This is a genomic window from Pseudomonas sp. GW821-FHT09C10, assembly GCF_059418085.1.
In genome coordinates, this window is record NZ_JBWKPE010000003.1 from 183,577 (window position 1) to 197,341 (window position 13,765).

Below are 13,765 nucleotides of genomic sequence, written 5' to 3' on the forward strand. Positions count from 1 at the left end.
GGGTTCCCGCTATTAATAGCGAAACCTCTCACGGACCCGAGCTCCATGAAATTCGACACGGCCTACAGCCTGAGTCTCGATGACAAGCTGTCGATCTACGACGTACGAGACCTGAATTTCGACGAAACCGCCGCCTACGATTCCGACCAGGACAGTTTCCTGTGCCCCAACGATGTCTGTCGTGCCGCCTTCGAAGCAGGCAATGTGCTGAGCACGTTCAACGCCAGGAACGTCAACTACCAACGCACCCCGCATTTCAAAAACACGCCGAGCACCCGGCATATCGACGGCTGCCGCTATGCCAGTCTCCACAAGGGTGCAGCAGGCGAAAGCGACGATGAGCGTGAGGATAATTTCCCATCGGAATTTGTCCTCACCCGTCGTACGTACGAGCGTAAAACCGCGGAGGTCGGCACCGAGGGGCTGGCCCTGCAAGATTCAGCGAAAACACTTTCAACCCGCAGCGGCGAATCTGTCAGTGCCAGCCACACCACCCCGGAAAAAACCAGCGTGTTTGCCCATCCGGTGGAGTGTTTTGTGTCGAACATCGACGACAAGGAAAAGCTGAAAAACATGCCGCTGAAAATCGGCGAGCACACCGCGACTTACGCGACGTTTTTCAAGAAGATCGAATACCTGCAAGACAACAAGGGCCTGATCTACTGGGGCAAGGTCAAAGCGATCAAGGACTACACCAGCAGCTTTCGCATCGACTTCGAAAAGAAGGTGTGGCTCGACAAAAAGCCCTACTCGGTCAACGTCTACCTGAGCAAAAAGCTCATCGAGAACTACCGCAAGCGCAAGGCGTTCCTGGAGCAGATCAGGGCGGCGGCGGACAGTGAGCGGGCGTTGTATTGTTTCTTCTACGGGGTCACACCGGAGCTGAAACACGTGCCCAGCAAGAAAAACCCCGAGCAGACGTTCGGGGTGTTCAGCGCGAATATCGAGAACCTCGATCACCTGATCATTCGGGACGTGCCTGGGTTGGATTAGGGGATCGATAAACATCCAGTTGATGAGCGGTCAAAACAACTGTACAAAAACACAGTATAGTTTGTCCTCCCCCGTCGAACCCTGGAGAAACCCCATGTCCTCCCTGGCAATGAGCTCTTTCGTAGAACAGCAGATCGTCCTGCATCAATTCACCGCCAAACACAGCGTACAAGCCCGCGCGATGCTGGGCTGGAGCCGCGAGGAGCTCGCCCGCCAGGCGGGTGTAGCGGTGGATGCCATCCAACAGTTCGAAAGCCAGGGCGACGTGGCTGATGAAACCCGCCTGGCATTGGCGTTTCGGTTTGAGGCGCAGGGGCTGGTGTTTTTTCCGGGATTTGCGCCGGGGTGGGGCATGAGTGTACGGCGGTTTGACACCGCCCCTGCCGAACCCGCAGCACAAAACATTATGTCGCAGTTGATGGGCTCAACAGCGGCATCAATTGATTCACCAGCGCCCCAACCCCATGGTGCGTAGAGTCCAAGCGGATCACCGGACAGGTCAGTGCCGTCAACCAGGTTTCATGCCGACGCAGGCTGCGTAGGCTGTGGTTGCCGTTGTCGTAACGAGCGGCCCAGGCCAGGAAGGCGACGCTGTTCTCGTGGCGACTGCCACCTTCCAGGATTTCATCACCGTAGCGTTGCACTTCCCTCAGGCGCAGGCGGTGCAGGCGCACGTGCGGGTCGAGGCGCAGGAACACCACGTGGGTGAACTGCGCGATCATCGCGTCGCCCCAGCCGCACAGTGAACCGGACACCACCCAACCTTCCAGGCCGGCAGTCTGCTCCTGCAACAGGCGAATGCGTTCATCCTTGGGCCGGGCAACGGTGAAGGGGGCGTCGGTTTGCTGCCAGTAGTAGTCGTCGGTGTCGAAGTAAGCGACGTTCAGACTCTCTGCCAAGGCCCTGCCCAGGGTGGTAGTGCCCGCCCCCGCAGCACCGAGGATATGAATTCGATAGGCCATGGCGTCCCTCCATCGCATTGAGTGTATCTTTTGAAGGCGTCAGCCCTTGCGTTTGTAGACGCCAACGCCAACAACCGCCTGTTGCTCAACGCCCGGTCCTGGAACCTGCCTTCGCGGCTTGCTCGTAGCCATGGGCTACGGCAAGCAGTGTGGGTTCGGTCCAGCGGGCACCAAAGAAGTATGCACTGGCCGGCATGCCGTGCTCGTCTTTGCCGGAAGGTACCGAGATCCCCGGATAACCGGCCACTGCGACTGCAAAATAGCTGTTCGTTTCAAAGTCCGACACCACGGCATCGAGCTTTTCACCGTCAATCAGCTCATCCACTGTGCTGCGAAAATCCTGGATAAGTGCATCCCATAGCGGCTTGCGCTCCTCGGATGTCAGGGTGGATGCGTCGATTTCCTTGAGCAGCGGCTGGTGGTCGGTGTCGCTGCCATCGCGTTTTTCATTGAACGCGATCAACTCGGAAACTGACTTGACCGGCAGCCCACCGCGCTTGTCCAAGTAATCATTCAACTCACTCTTCACATCGGCAAACAATAGTTCGCCATAGCGTGATGCATCCGCCAGCCGCATGTTCACCGGTACGAGTACTGCACCTTGTGCGCGAAGCACATCAAGGGTTTTTTGAAACTGAGGGCTATTGTCCACCGGCAGGTTTTCACCATTCACGGAAAAGGTTGCGGGATAACCAATACGTTTATCCTTCAAGGCGCCTGGCTTGAGCAACGCGGTGTAGTCAATGCCTTGGGGGGCATCCACATTGGCTGAATCCTGAGGGTCGCTGCCCGACATGGCGTTGAGCAACAACGCGGCATCAAACACCGAACGCGTCATGGGCCCCGGCGTGTCCTGTCGATGGCTGGCTGGAATGATGCCGCTGCGGCTCAGCACGCCCACGCTCGGCTTGAAACCGACCACCCCGTTAAACGCCGCCGGGACCACGATCGAACCATTGGTTTCGGTGCCGACGGCCAAGGGCGCCAAACCAGCGGCGACCGCTACAGCCGAGCCCGAGCTTGACCCACCCACCTCTGCGTCCGCTTGATGCGGGTTGAGCGTTTGCCCGCCCCGGTGGCTGAAACCGTCGGGGCTGCCGCGAAAGCCGGCCAGTTCGGTCAGGTTGGTTTTGCCCAGGATCACTGCGCCTTGCTGGCGCAGGCGTTCGACGATAAACGCGTCCTTGATCGCCGCAGTCCCCACCAACCCAAAGGCGCCTGCGCTGGTTTGCTGGGAGTCGCCCGTCTCGATATTGTCCTTGAGGAGCACGGGAATGCCATGCAGCGGTCCTCGGACCTTGCCGCTGGCGCGCTCGCGATCCAACTCGCAAGCAATCTCCAGCGCCTGGGGGTTGAGCTCGATGATGGCGTTTAATCCAGGGTCGCGTTTGCGAATGCGCTCCTGCAGGAAAGTGACCAGATCTTCCGACGTGAGCCCGCCTGGCCTGGCCATTTGTTCACTGAGCGCGCGAACACTGGCCCATTCCGTTCCCGGCGGTACCGGCTTGGAGGTATCGGCTGTCAACGGCAACCCCATCCAAGACGCCGCATGGCTGACAAACGCATTCACACCATATCCAATTCCAAACATGAACCACCTCGGGAGAAGAGTAAGAAATGACGAAGGACCATCATTGAGCCGTGCGCCAGTCTAAAAACTTCCCTCTCCCCATCCTGCCTGATGCAGGCAGTTCAACCCGTGGGATTGTTCAACACACCCGGTAGCCCATGCTGTGCATTTTCCAGGCAACAAGCATTGCGATAACCCTGCGCCAGCGCCGCCAACGATTCCTTCGACCATCGTGCACCGTAGAGCCACAACGTCCCACCGCCATCGAGAGCCTCGCCAAACCTCGGGTAACCACTCCAGCACGCGCCATGGAATGCAGCACTTTGGCTGTCCGACACGAGAGCATCCAGCCGGTACTCATTTACAAGTTCATCGATTTCATTATGCGTGTGCAGGTTGAACGTGAGGGTGCCGTCGACCCGTTGCGCCGGCACCGGTATCAGTTGCGCCCCGGCCCGGCGCAAAACGTCCAGCGCCCGTATGAAGGGCGCTCGGTGTTGAATCGGTTCGTGACCATCGCCACGCCCATATCGGTCGGCATACCCCACGCGCCTGCCGGCCAACATTTGCATGGCGGAAAAGGGACTGTTGTTCTGCACCAGCGGAACCTCCACCATCACCTGGCCCTCTGGTTCGATACCGCTTAAGGCAATCAGCATCAACGAGGGATCACGCATGGGTCTGATGGGAAGTGCCGGTACGTTATACCCGGGGATCAGGACGCCACCATTGGGGTGGGTTTGAGGGTGGGGATCGACATCAAACGCGATACTGCGGGGGGGTGCTTGATCGGTGGAAGGGCGGGGGCATGAAGGGGCCGAATAGGTCATATCCAAAAGCGCAGACAACGGCTGGCCCACTTGGCAAACCGCATCCGCTCGCGAAAACTTTTTGCATTGGCTGTCCATCGGAACGCCTCCCCTGAAATCATTTTCCGGGGATCATCGCATTCTTCTCCGGAGCCTGTCGCAGGCCCGAAACAGCTTGAAAACTCCTTTTCCATTACCTCTGCGCCCTCAGCCCACAAGGTGCTCTTGTGCACCTTGGGTTTCCACTTCCAGCCACCATGCATATCCACGCTCCGGCTGGTTCAAGCTGAACGCCTGGCCCATCGGCGGTGTGGTAATCGACACATTGCGCTCCCACGCCAGTGCCATGATGCGGTCGAAAGGTTCGTGCCAGGCATGGAACGCCAGGTCGAAAGTGCCGTTGTGGATCGGCAGCAGCCAACGGCCCCTGAGGTCGATATGCGCTTGCAGGGTTTGCTCCGGCTGCATGTGCACATGGGGCCAGTCGACGTTGTAAGCACCGGTTTCCATCAACGTCAGATCGAACGGGCCGTACTGTTCGCCGATGCGTTTAAAGCCGTCGAAGTAGCCTGTGTCGCCGCTGAAAAAGATGCGGCGCGTGCCGTCGATCATCACCCAGGAACACCAGAGGGTCTGGTTGGCATCAAACAGGCCGCGCCCGGAAAAGTGCTGCGCCGGCGTGGCGACAAAGCGAATGCCATCCACCTCGGTGCCTTGCCACCAATCCAGCTGCCGCACTTTGCTGGCGTCGACACCCCACTTGACCAGGATGTCGCCCACGCCCAGCGGCGCGAGAAAGTAACGGGTCTTGTCGGCCAGTTGGACCACAGCCTTATGGTCAAGATGGTCGTAGTGGTTGTGGGAAAGAATCACCGCCTCCAGGGGCGGCAGCTCTTCAAGACGGATAGGCGGCTGGTGGAAACGCTTGGGGCCAGCCCAACTGAATGGCGAAGCACGCTCGGCGAACACCGGGTCGGTCAGCCAGAACTTGCCGCGCATTTTCAGCAATACGGTGGAATGCCCCAGGCGGAACACGCTGTGATCAGGCGCCGCCAACAATTGCTCGCGGGTCAGCGGTTGCACCGGGATCTGCCCCACCGGGCGCGTGCTGCGTGGTTTGTTAAACAGCATGTTCCAGAAAATACGCAAGGTCTTGCCAAAGCCACCGTGCTGCACGGGGGCCTCGTTGCTGAAGCGCCCCAGGTCCTGTTCGGCAGGCTTGGGCGCCGCAGGTGGAGACTGGAGGCGGGTTGAGATGGTGGCCATTACAGAGTGACTCCTACGGTCCGCTCATAAGTTACACTGCACAGTGTAGTTTCAAGATTGCAACAAAATCCGCAGCAAGTAAACTACCCAGTGTAATTTACCCTCAAGAGCCGAACGCCACCCATGACTGCCCCTCAACGCCTCACCAACCGCAAACGCCAAGCCATCGTGGCAGCGGCCATCGCTGAGTTTCGCGATAACGGCTTCGAGGTCACCAGCATGGACAAGGTTGCCTCCACCGCAGGGGTTTCCAAGCGCACGGTGTATAACCATTTCGCCAGCAAGGAAGAGCTGTTCGCCGAAATCCTTCACCAGCTCTGGGCCAGCAGCGTCGCCCAACTCGACGTCAGCTATACCAGCGAGCGCCCGCTGCGCGAACAATTGCGCGGGTTGCTGGAAGCCAAGATGAAGATGATGTCGGACACTAATTTCCTCGATCTGGCCCGGGTAGCCATCGCCGCCACCATCCACTCGCCGGAACGTGCGCAAGACATGGTCACCCGCCTGAGCCAGCGCGAAGAAGGCTTTACCCAGTGGGTACGCGCCGCCCAGGAAGACGGCCGCCTCTCCTGCACCGACCCGGCGTTTGCCGCCCACCAGATCCAAAGCCTGCTCAAGGCCTTCGCGTTCTGGCCGCAGATCACGTTGGGCCAGCCGACCCTGGATGCCGCTCACCAGGCGCGCGTCATTGAGTCGGCCATTGACCTGTTCCTGGCCGGCTATGAAGTCAGCGCCCCCCGCCCCGAGTAAAAACCATTGCAGGAGCGACATTCGTGGTCGCTTTTGACGCATTCGCCCTCTGTTTTGCGCAAATGGCCTGGAAGGCCACTGATTATTCCTATGGGAATAACTGACAATATTCACAGGCCTTATGCGATCAACGGTCGATCCGGTGACCGCGCGCCGCGGTAAATGTGGAAAACAGCTGAACCAGGAATTTATGGAAAACAGACGAGGCAAAGGGCTCTCATTTGCCCGGCGTATCTACCAGCCAAGGATCATCGGCCTGGGTGTCGGCAGCATCAGCGTCACCGGCGCCCTGTACCCGCTCGCCATGCCGGGCTGGGTCTGGGCATTAGTACTGTTCAATGGGTTTGCCTGGGCGCACCTGGCGTACCAGCTGTCCACCCGCTCGCCGTTCCCTTACCAGGCTGAACAGCGCAACTTTCTGTATGACTCGGTACTCGGCGGGTTCTGGGCGGCGGCCACGCAGTTCACGCCGCTGACAGCCGTGACCATCCTGTCGATGATGACCATGAACAACGTCGCCGCCGGCGGCCGGCGCCTGTTCCTGCGTGGCCTGCTCGCCCAGGGGCTGGGGATCGGCGTGGCGTGGGCGCTGTTCGGCATCCAGTTCAACCCCGACGTCAGCCTGCTGCAGGTCTACTCCTGCCTGCCGATGCTGACCCTCTACCCTATGGCCATCGGCATGGTCTGTTATCAACTGGCGATCAAGCTCTCGGAACATAAACGCGCCCTCAGTGCCCTGAGCCGCACCGACAGCCTCACCGGCCTGCTCAACCACGGCTCGTGGAAAGACCTGCTGCACCTCAAGTTCCACAAGTGCCAGCAGCAGCAAAGCCACGCCACCATCGCATTGATCGATATTGACCACTTCAAGCGGATCAACGATACCCACGGCCATATCGTCGGCGACACGGTGCTGCGGCAACTGAGCCTGGAACTGCGGCGCAACCTGCGGGAAAACGACCTGGCCGGACGTTACGGGGGCGATGAGTTCTGTGTGATTCTTCCGCAAATGCCTCTGGAGCAAGCGGCGCAGATCATGGAGCAGATGCGCGAAACATTCGGCAACTACCGCACCCCGCACATACCGGAATTGCGCGTCAGCCTGAGCATCGGCCTGGCGGACTTCCAGCCGCGCTTCACCGACGCAGCCATGTGGCTGAACGCGGCGGACCGGGCACTTTATGCCGCCAAGGACACCGGGCGTAATCGAGTCAGTGTCAACGACGACCGGATAGCCTGTTCCGCCTGACGTTGTCCTGCGACACAGGTCTGAATCCTCCGTGCAGCCCCGCACTAGATAGCATAATGCCTCCATTGGTCGCCTACCCAAAAATGGTCCTGCCCATGGGGCGAACTTCTTGTCAGGCTGATGACTCTTAACCCGTTGTTCCACCCCCCGCTGTCAGCACAAGGGAGCTGACAATGAGCAGGTCAACCGTAGGGCAAAAGTCTTACGGAGGCAGGCGCCTATACATGGATCCTCCCAGACGCGTGCTTGCCCGAGCCCCCGAACATGCTATTCAACGCCCATAAGAAAACCATTGATTCCCTGCAACACACCGTGGCTCACCAGGCCAGCCTGCTGGACGCCATCGAACGCTCCATGGCGGTGATCGAATTTGATCCGCAAGGCCTCGTGCTGCGGGCCAATGACAACTTCCTCAGTACCCTGGGCTACCGCGCCGAGCAGATCGAAGGCCAATCCCACCGGATGTTCTGCACGCCCGCCTTCGCCCGCAGCGCCGAGTACCAGCAACTCTGGGCCAACCTGCAAAAGGGTCAGTTCCAATCAGGTACCTTTGAACGGGTGGGCGGCAATGGTCAGTCGGTGTGGCTGGAAGCCAGCTACACCCCGGTGCGTGATAACGCGGGCCGTGTGATCAAAGTGGTGAAGTACGCCCTGGACGTTACCCCGCGTCTACAGGCCGAAAGCGAGGCCAACGCCAAGTTGGAAGCCATCGGCCGGGCCATGGCCGTCATCGAGTTCAACCTCGACGGCACGATCATCACCGCCAACACCAACTTTCTGCAGCGCATGGGCTACAGCCTGGCGCAGATCCAGGGCCAGCATCATCGTCTGTTCTGCACCCCAGAGACCGCCGCGAGCTCAGCCTACAGCGAGTTCTGGCGACGCCTGAACCAGGGTGAATTGTTCAGCGGCCAGTTCGAGCGCGTGGATAAAAACGGCCGGCCCGTTTGGCTCGAAGCCAGCTACAACCCGGTGTACGACGCCAGCGGACGCCTGCGCAAAGTGGTGAAATTCGCCTCGGACATCACCGCGCGCGTGCAACAACATGCCGCTGACGCGCAGAGCGCCGCCCAGGCTTATCACCTGTCCCTGCACACCCAAGACATGGCGGAAAAAGGCGCCGACGTGATCCAGAAAACAGCCAGCGGCATGCGTGAAATTTCCTCGGACATCGACAACTCCTCGCAACTGATCGCCAAGCTGGGCGAGCGCTCGCAGCAGATCACCACCATCGTCAACACCATTCGCGGCATTGCCGAACAAACCAACCTGCTGGCGCTCAATGCCGCTATCGAAGCGGCGCGCGCGGGTGAACAAGGCCGTGGTTTTGCCGTAGTGGCCGATGAAGTGCGGCAGTTGGCGGCGCGCACCAGCGGGTCCACCACGGAGATTTCCAGCATGATCGCGGTGATCCAGGCTGAAACCCGCCAAGCCATCGACAGCATGGACGCGACCCGCGACCGCGCCGCCCAGGGCGTGGAGTTGGCCGACCAGGCCGGTACGGTGATGCTGCAGATTCGCGAAGGCACCAGCGAGGCGGTGCACGCGGTGAGTGCGTTTGCCAATGAGCGGGGGGCCCACTAAGTAGGCCACGGGTTATTCATGTGTAAGACAGGTCGCCAGGACTATAGTGATTCACTGTCTTAACGTTGATGACCCGAGCCGACCATGACCCCCGACAAGCCCGAAACCGCCCCCGTCGATCACCTGCGTTTTCACCGCCGCCACGCCCACCTGGCGCCGACCTTCGGCAACGATACCTTTGCCCTCAAGGCCGAGGCCTTTGCGCGCTTCTTTGGTACACCGACCTTCCTCGGTGCGCAAACCGCGATCGTGATCTTGTGGGTGGCGCTGAACGTGACCGGCATTACCCACTTCGACGTGTACCCGTTCATCCTCCTCAACCTGGCCTTCAGCCTGCAATCCGCCTATGCCGCGCCGCTGATCCTGCTGGCCCAGACGCGCCAGGCGGCCCGCGACAAAGCCCAGTCCGACGCCGACGCGCAACACCGTGAAGCCCTGGCCATCGCCAATACCGAACGCCAGGCCCAGGCCGCGCAAACCACCAGACAGTTGCTCGAATTGCTGGAGCAAAACACCCGGCTGACGGAAATGACCAAGCAACTGACCGAACACATCGAAACCCTGACGTGCGAAATGCATGAGCATTACGTGCGGAAACCTCAATAACAACGCGAATGCCATGTGGGAGGGGGGCTTGCCCCGATCGCGGTGAGTCAGGGTTTCATCTGCACATGCCGGCCCAACTCATCAAACAGCGTCACCACCGAGCGCAATGCGCGGCAATCGGGGCGCGTCAGCAGCCATAACGCGGTGTCGTGCCCGGCCAACGCGGGGCCCAGGGGTTGCAGGCCGTCATCCAACAGAAAGTCCGGCAGCGCCGCCACCCCCAACCCGGCCCGCACCAGTTCGGTCACCGACAACATGCTGTTGCAGCGATAGCTGGGACGTACGCCGGGCAGGTGTTCGCGGCGCCAGGTCACCGTGGGGTGGTCGGGCAGGAAGTCGTCCGGCGCGATCCAGGCCAGGTCCGCCAGTGAGCGTGCGGCGTGTTGATCCGCGTACGTGGGGCTGGCACACACCTGATACGCCACGGCCCCCAGGCAACGGCCGACCAGATGCGCCGGCGGAGTCCTGGTCAGGCGCAGGGCGATGTCGGCATCGCGGCGGCTGAGGTTGGCGAAATCATTCGACGTGCTCAGCTCCAGGGTCAGCGCCGGGTAGTCCGGCATGAACTGCGCCAGCGCCGGCAGCAGCAGCCCTTGCAGCACCGAGTCGGTACAGGTCAGGCGCACCGTGCCGCTGATCACCTCGCCGCCCTGCTCCACGCCGATGCGCGCCGCCTCCAGCGCGTGTTCGGCACGTTCGGCCTGCTGCGCCAGGTTGCTCGCCAGGTTGGTGGGCAGGTAGCCGGCGCGGCTTTTTTCAAACAGCGTCTGGCCCAATGCGGCCTCCAGCCGTCGCACCGCGCGAAACACCGTGGACACATCCACCCGCAACAATGCCGCCGCCCGCGCCAGGGTGCCGCCACGCACCAGGGCGAGGATCAGCGACAGGTCGGGGTAATCGAGTTGATAGTGCGTGGCTGCATTGAGCATGTGGGTAAACGCCAATATTGATTGCGTGCGCGCCAATCTATAGTGCGCATCAGGACACCACAAGCCATGGGACGCACACGATGAAAACCACCACCCTGCACCTCGCCCTGATCGGCGATTACAACCCCGATGTCATCGCGCACCAGGCCATTCCCGTCGCGCTGCAACGGGCCGGCGAAACCCTCGGTTTGCAGGTTCAAATGCAATGGCTCGACACCGACACCCTCACGCCCACCACAGCATTGCACGGCTTCGACGGTTTCTGGTGCGTGCCCGCCAGCCCCTACCGCGACACCGACGGCGCGTTGCGGGCGATCCGTTTTGCCCGCGAACAGCGGCGACCTTTCCTCGGCACTTGCGGTGGTTTTCAACACGCGGTGCTGGAATACGCCCGCAACGTGCTGGGCTGGGCCGATGCCGAACATGGCGAGCTGGCGCCGGGCGCTGAACGTGCAGTGATCACCCCCCTGAGCTGCGCACTGGTTGACGCCACCGACAGCCTGCGCCTGACACCCTACACGCGCATCGCCGAGGCCTACGGTCGTCTTGACATCGAGGAAGGTTACCGCTGCCGCTACGGCATCAACTCCGAATTCGCCGATGCCCTGCTCGAGCGCGAGATGATTCCCAGCGGGCATGATGCAGTCGGCGATCTGCGCGCGGTGGAGTTGCTCGACCATCCATTTTTCGTCGCCACGCTGTTCCAGCCTGAACGCGCCGCCCTCAAGGGCATCACGCCGCCTTTAGCGATTGCCTTGCTCAAGGCCTGCCAGGAGCAATACGCATGATCGCCAAGACTCCGGCCCCACCCTACTACGCGGTGATTTTCAGCTCATTGCGCACCGCCGGCGATCAAGGCTACGGCCAGGCCGCCGCCCGCATGCTGGAGCTGGCTCGCGATCAACCGGGGTTTCTCGGGGTGGAATCGGCGCGGGAGGATGGCCTGGGGATTACCGTGTCCTACTGGAGCAGCGAGGCGGCGATCCTGGCCTGGAAGCAGCAGGCCGAGCACCGGGCGGTGCGCGAACAAGGACGCGCCACCTGGTACTCGGCGTTTCAGACACGGGTGTGCAAGGTGGAACGGGCCTACACATTCCAAGGCCAGTAACCGTCGTATCGCCTGGCCCTCTGTGGTGAGTGGGCCCGTTGTGGTGAGCGGGCCTGTTGTGGTGAGCGGGCTTGCCCCGCGCTGGGCTGCGAAGCAGCCCCAATTCAGTTGACGCGGTTCTCCTGACTAACCGCAGCGTCTGGCTCAGGGGCCGCTTCGCGCCCCAGCGCGGGGCAAGCCCGCTCACCACAACAGGCCCGCTGCCCTAAAAAGCCGGCCTGCCACAGAACGCTCGCTCACCGCCTAAGCCGTCTAGCTCACCAGACTGCGCAGCGCACTGATCTGTGGAATCTCCACCCGTTTCATGTACACGCGCAGCGGCTCGCTGATGTTGATGCGGTCGTCGATATTCTGGTCGAGCAGCAACTGGATACGCTCGCGGGACAGGGTCATGGTCTGCTCGGGGGCCGGCAGCCAGACAAATTCAGCGGTGGGGATAATGCCGTCGTCGGCCACGTCCATGCCGAAGGAGTCTTCGCTGAAACGCACGATGTACTGGCCGGTCTTGCGGTTGAGGCCAACAAAACCGTGGAGTTGGTCGGCGGCCTGGCAGATAAGCTCGGAGGTGATGCGCATGGTAAACCTCACTGAAAAGTCCCACAGGGACTGGAAAGATGGTTTACACGCGTGGCAGAAAATACCGTCCTCTAGCGGGGCGGCTGCGAGCAAGAGTACTGCAATGCAGCGCAAAAAAACCGAGAAAATTGGCACGTGCGCACGTTAATGTCGGTTTGGTGATAGCGCCTTTCGCAATCAATTGTTAAAAAGGAGGCCTTCTCAAAGCTACCTCCACGAAAGGACTTCGCATATGCCTGTCACGTTTTCCAAGAGCGCCCTGCTGCTCGCACTGGCGCTTGGCCTCGGCCAGGCACAGGCTGCCGAACCGATCAGCCCGGCTGAATTGGCGACAAACGAAGGCATTCCCTACCCCGCCGTGATCGCTCACCGTGGCGCGTCCTACGACGCGCCGGAATCCACCGCCGCCGCCTACAAAGTCGCGCGCGACCTGGGTGCCGACTACCTGGAACTGGACCTGCAGCGCAGCAAGGACGGCGTGCTGTTCGCCCTGCATGACAACAACCTGCAGCGCACCACCGACGTGGCCACCAAGTTCCCTGAGCGCAAGGACGCCCCGGCCAACGAGTTCACCTGGAAAGAACTGCAAACCCTCGACGCCGGCAGCTGGTTCAACGCTGCGTACCCGGACCGTGCGCGTCCAGGTTTCGTTGGCCTGAAGATCCTGAGCCTGGACGACATCATCAAGATCGCCGAAGGCAACCCGCAGCACAAACCCGGCCTGTACATCGAAACCAAGGAGCCCAAGCAATTCCCGGGTATCGAAGCCGACCTGAAAAACAAGCTGCTGGATAAAGGCTGGTTGAGCTCCGCCGGCTCCAAGCTGGGCAAGAGCAACACCGGCGTCGGCCAGGGCAAGGGCCGTGTGGTGCTGCAGACGTTTGAAAAAGACAGCTTGAAAGAGCTGCAGAAAGAGATGCCGAACACCCCGAAAATCCTGCTGTTGTGGGTTGGCCCGGGCAGCATCGAGCCGAAATCCACGCAGACCTTTGCCGAATCCGGCGAAACCACCAAGGCCGCCTACTACGCCAAGCAAGAGCCGAAAGACGCCGCCGAGTTCGAAAAGTGGGTCGACGAAGCCAAGCGCCTCGGCGCCATCGGCACCGGCCCATCGGCTGAGCTGACCGCCCATGGCGACCAGAGCTACACCGACCTGGTGAAACCTGAAATGAACAAGCTGACCCACGACAAGGGCCTGCTGATGCACGTCTACACCGTGGATGAGCCGGTCGACTTCGACAAAGTGATGAAGGCCGGCGTCGACGGCATCTTCACCAATCGCGCCGCCGAGCTGCTGAAGTTCTACAAGCGCTGGCCGTCGTCCAGCGTTCAGGACCTGCTGAACGACTATAAGTACTGAGTG

At 60.9% G+C, this 13,765-nt stretch carries 14 protein-coding genes and 2 pseudogenes; 10 read left to right on the forward strand and 6 right to left on the reverse strand.

Features of this window, described 5'->3' with window-relative positions:
* Nucleotides 1-45: 45 nt before the first annotated feature.
* Both AC07OT_RS07830 and AC07OT_RS07835 read left to right on the forward strand, forming a co-directional pair.
* The gene (locus AC07OT_RS07830) at nt 46-993 is read left to right on the forward strand and encodes a hypothetical protein (RefSeq protein ID WP_495107830.1); all 948 of its coding nucleotides are present in this window, start codon (nt 46-48) and stop codon (nt 991-993) included.
* A gap of 94 nt (nt 994-1,087) precedes the next feature.
* The gene (locus AC07OT_RS07835) at nt 1,088-1,468 is read left to right on the forward strand and encodes a helix-turn-helix domain-containing protein (RefSeq protein WP_495107831.1); all 381 of its coding nucleotides are present in this window, start codon (nt 1,088-1,090) and stop codon (nt 1,466-1,468) included.
* Here the strand turns inward: AC07OT_RS07835 and AC07OT_RS07840 are convergent.
* The 4 genes from AC07OT_RS07840 to AC07OT_RS07855 all read right to left on the reverse strand — a co-directional run bounded on the left by AC07OT_RS07840 (nt 1,398) and on the right by AC07OT_RS07855 (nt 5,600).
* Nucleotides 1,398-1,955, reverse strand: coding sequence for an AAA family ATPase (locus AC07OT_RS07840; RefSeq protein WP_495107832.1), 558 nt, complete (start codon nt 1,953-1,955; stop codon nt 1,398-1,400). The genes AC07OT_RS07835 and AC07OT_RS07840 overlap by 71 nt on opposite strands.
* Before the next feature lie 85 nt (nt 1,956-2,040).
* Nucleotides 2,041-3,546, reverse strand: coding sequence for an amidase family protein (locus tag AC07OT_RS07845; RefSeq protein WP_495107833.1), 1,506 nt, complete (start codon nt 3,544-3,546; stop codon nt 2,041-2,043).
* A gap of 101 nt (nt 3,547-3,647) precedes the next feature.
* Entirely contained in the window at nt 3,648-4,184 is a 537-nt protein-coding gene (locus AC07OT_RS07850) for a hypothetical protein (protein WP_495107834.1), read from the reverse strand.
* A 357-nt stretch (nt 4,185-4,541) separates the two neighbouring features.
* Nucleotides 4,542-5,600, reverse strand: a complete 1,059-nt coding sequence (locus tag AC07OT_RS07855; RefSeq protein ID WP_495107835.1) for an MBL fold metallo-hydrolase — start codon at nt 5,598-5,600, stop codon at nt 4,542-4,544.
* A gap of 123 nt (nt 5,601-5,723) precedes the next feature.
* Here AC07OT_RS07855 and AC07OT_RS07860 point away from each other — a divergent pair, with 123 nt between their 5' ends.
* From AC07OT_RS07860 to AC07OT_RS07880, 5 genes and pseudogenes are all read left to right on the forward strand, one after another.
* Entirely contained in the window at nt 5,724-6,350 is a 627-nt protein-coding gene (locus AC07OT_RS07860; protein ID WP_495107836.1) for a TetR/AcrR family transcriptional regulator, read from the forward strand.
* 190 nt (nt 6,351-6,540) lie between these two features.
* Nucleotides 6,541-7,599, forward strand: coding sequence for a diguanylate cyclase (locus AC07OT_RS07865; RefSeq protein ID WP_495107837.1), 1,059 nt, complete (start codon nt 6,541-6,543; stop codon nt 7,597-7,599).
* A 264-nt stretch (nt 7,600-7,863) separates the two neighbouring features.
* A pseudogene (locus tag AC07OT_RS07870) lies at nt 7,864-8,634 on the forward strand (PAS domain-containing protein); the annotation flags it as partial.
* Nucleotides 8,635-8,745: 111 nt separating this feature from the next.
* Nucleotides 8,746-9,183, forward strand: a pseudogene (locus AC07OT_RS07875) (methyl-accepting chemotaxis protein); the annotation flags it as partial.
* 84 nt (nt 9,184-9,267) lie between these two features.
* On the forward strand, nt 9,268-9,789 hold the full coding sequence (locus AC07OT_RS07880) for a DUF1003 domain-containing protein (RefSeq protein WP_092358450.1): 522 nt from the start codon (nt 9,268-9,270) through the stop codon (nt 9,787-9,789).
* 47 nt (nt 9,790-9,836) lie between these two features.
* On the opposite strand, the gene AC07OT_RS07885 is transcribed toward AC07OT_RS07880, so the two are convergent.
* A complete protein-coding gene (locus AC07OT_RS07885) occupies nt 9,837-10,718 on the reverse strand; it encodes a LysR family transcriptional regulator (protein WP_495107838.1) in 882 nt (293 codons plus the stop codon).
* An 80-nt stretch (nt 10,719-10,798) separates the two neighbouring features.
* On the opposite strand from AC07OT_RS07885, the gene AC07OT_RS07890 reads away from it, so the two are divergent.
* Together AC07OT_RS07890 and AC07OT_RS07895 are read left to right on the forward strand one after the other, a co-directional pair.
* Entirely contained in the window at nt 10,799-11,506 is a 708-nt protein-coding gene (locus AC07OT_RS07890) for a CTP synthase C-terminal region-related (seleno)protein (RefSeq protein ID WP_495107839.1), read from the forward strand.
* Nucleotides 11,503-11,826 (forward strand): antibiotic biosynthesis monooxygenase family protein, encoded by a 324-nt coding sequence (locus AC07OT_RS07895; protein WP_495107840.1) that lies wholly within the window; start codon nt 11,503-11,505, stop codon nt 11,824-11,826. Before AC07OT_RS07890 ends, AC07OT_RS07895 begins: the two co-directional genes overlap by 4 nt.
* A 252-nt stretch (nt 11,827-12,078) precedes the next feature.
* Here AC07OT_RS07895 and AC07OT_RS07900 read toward each other — a convergent pair whose 3' ends face one another.
* Nucleotides 12,079-12,402 (reverse strand): DUF2025 family protein, encoded by a 324-nt coding sequence (locus AC07OT_RS07900; protein ID WP_027605634.1) that lies wholly within the window; start codon nt 12,400-12,402, stop codon nt 12,079-12,081.
* 232 nt (nt 12,403-12,634) lie between these two features.
* On the opposite strand from AC07OT_RS07900, the gene AC07OT_RS07905 reads away from it, so the two are divergent.
* Complete coding sequence (locus AC07OT_RS07905) at nt 12,635-13,762, forward strand: glycerophosphodiester phosphodiesterase family protein (protein WP_495107841.1); 1,128 nt, start codon at nt 12,635-12,637, stop codon at nt 13,760-13,762.
* Nucleotides 13,763-13,765 lie beyond the last annotated feature (3 nt).

Bases quoted from the DNA above. Each gene is read 5' to 3' on its own strand.
- AC07OT_RS07850 (WP_495107834.1), bottom strand. From the start codon at position 4,184: ATGCTGATTGCCTTAAGCGGTATCGAACCAGAGGGCCAGGTGATGGTG.
- AC07OT_RS07845 (WP_495107833.1), bottom strand. From the start codon at position 3,546: ATGTTTGGAATTGGATATGGTGTGAATGCGTTTGTCAGCCATGCGGCG.
- AC07OT_RS07860 (WP_495107836.1), top strand. From the start codon at position 5,724: ATGACTGCCCCTCAACGCCTCACCAACCGCAAACGCCAAGCCATCGTG.
- AC07OT_RS07865 (WP_495107837.1), top strand. From the start codon at position 6,541: ATGGAAAACAGACGAGGCAAAGGGCTCTCATTTGCCCGGCGTATCTAC.
- AC07OT_RS07905 (WP_495107841.1), top strand. From the start codon at position 12,635: ATGCCTGTCACGTTTTCCAAGAGCGCCCTGCTGCTCGCACTGGCGCTT.
- AC07OT_RS07835 (WP_495107831.1), top strand. From the start codon at position 1,088: ATGTCCTCCCTGGCAATGAGCTCTTTCGTAGAACAGCAGATCGTCCTG.
- AC07OT_RS07840 (WP_495107832.1), bottom strand. From the start codon at position 1,955: ATGGCCTATCGAATTCATATCCTCGGTGCTGCGGGGGCGGGCACTACC.
- AC07OT_RS07830 (WP_495107830.1), top strand. From the start codon at position 46: ATGAAATTCGACACGGCCTACAGCCTGAGTCTCGATGACAAGCTGTCG.
- AC07OT_RS07885 (WP_495107838.1), bottom strand. From the start codon at position 10,718: ATGCTCAATGCAGCCACGCACTATCAACTCGATTACCCCGACCTGTCG.
- AC07OT_RS07855 (WP_495107835.1), bottom strand. From the start codon at position 5,600: ATGGCCACCATCTCAACCCGCCTCCAGTCTCCACCTGCGGCGCCCAAG.
- AC07OT_RS07900 (WP_027605634.1), bottom strand. From the start codon at position 12,402: ATGCGCATCACCTCCGAGCTTATCTGCCAGGCCGCCGACCAACTCCAC.
- AC07OT_RS07880 (WP_092358450.1), top strand. From the start codon at position 9,268: ATGACCCCCGACAAGCCCGAAACCGCCCCCGTCGATCACCTGCGTTTT.
- AC07OT_RS07890 (WP_495107839.1), top strand. From the start codon at position 10,799: ATGAAAACCACCACCCTGCACCTCGCCCTGATCGGCGATTACAACCCC.
- AC07OT_RS07895 (WP_495107840.1), top strand. From the start codon at position 11,503: ATGATCGCCAAGACTCCGGCCCCACCCTACTACGCGGTGATTTTCAGC.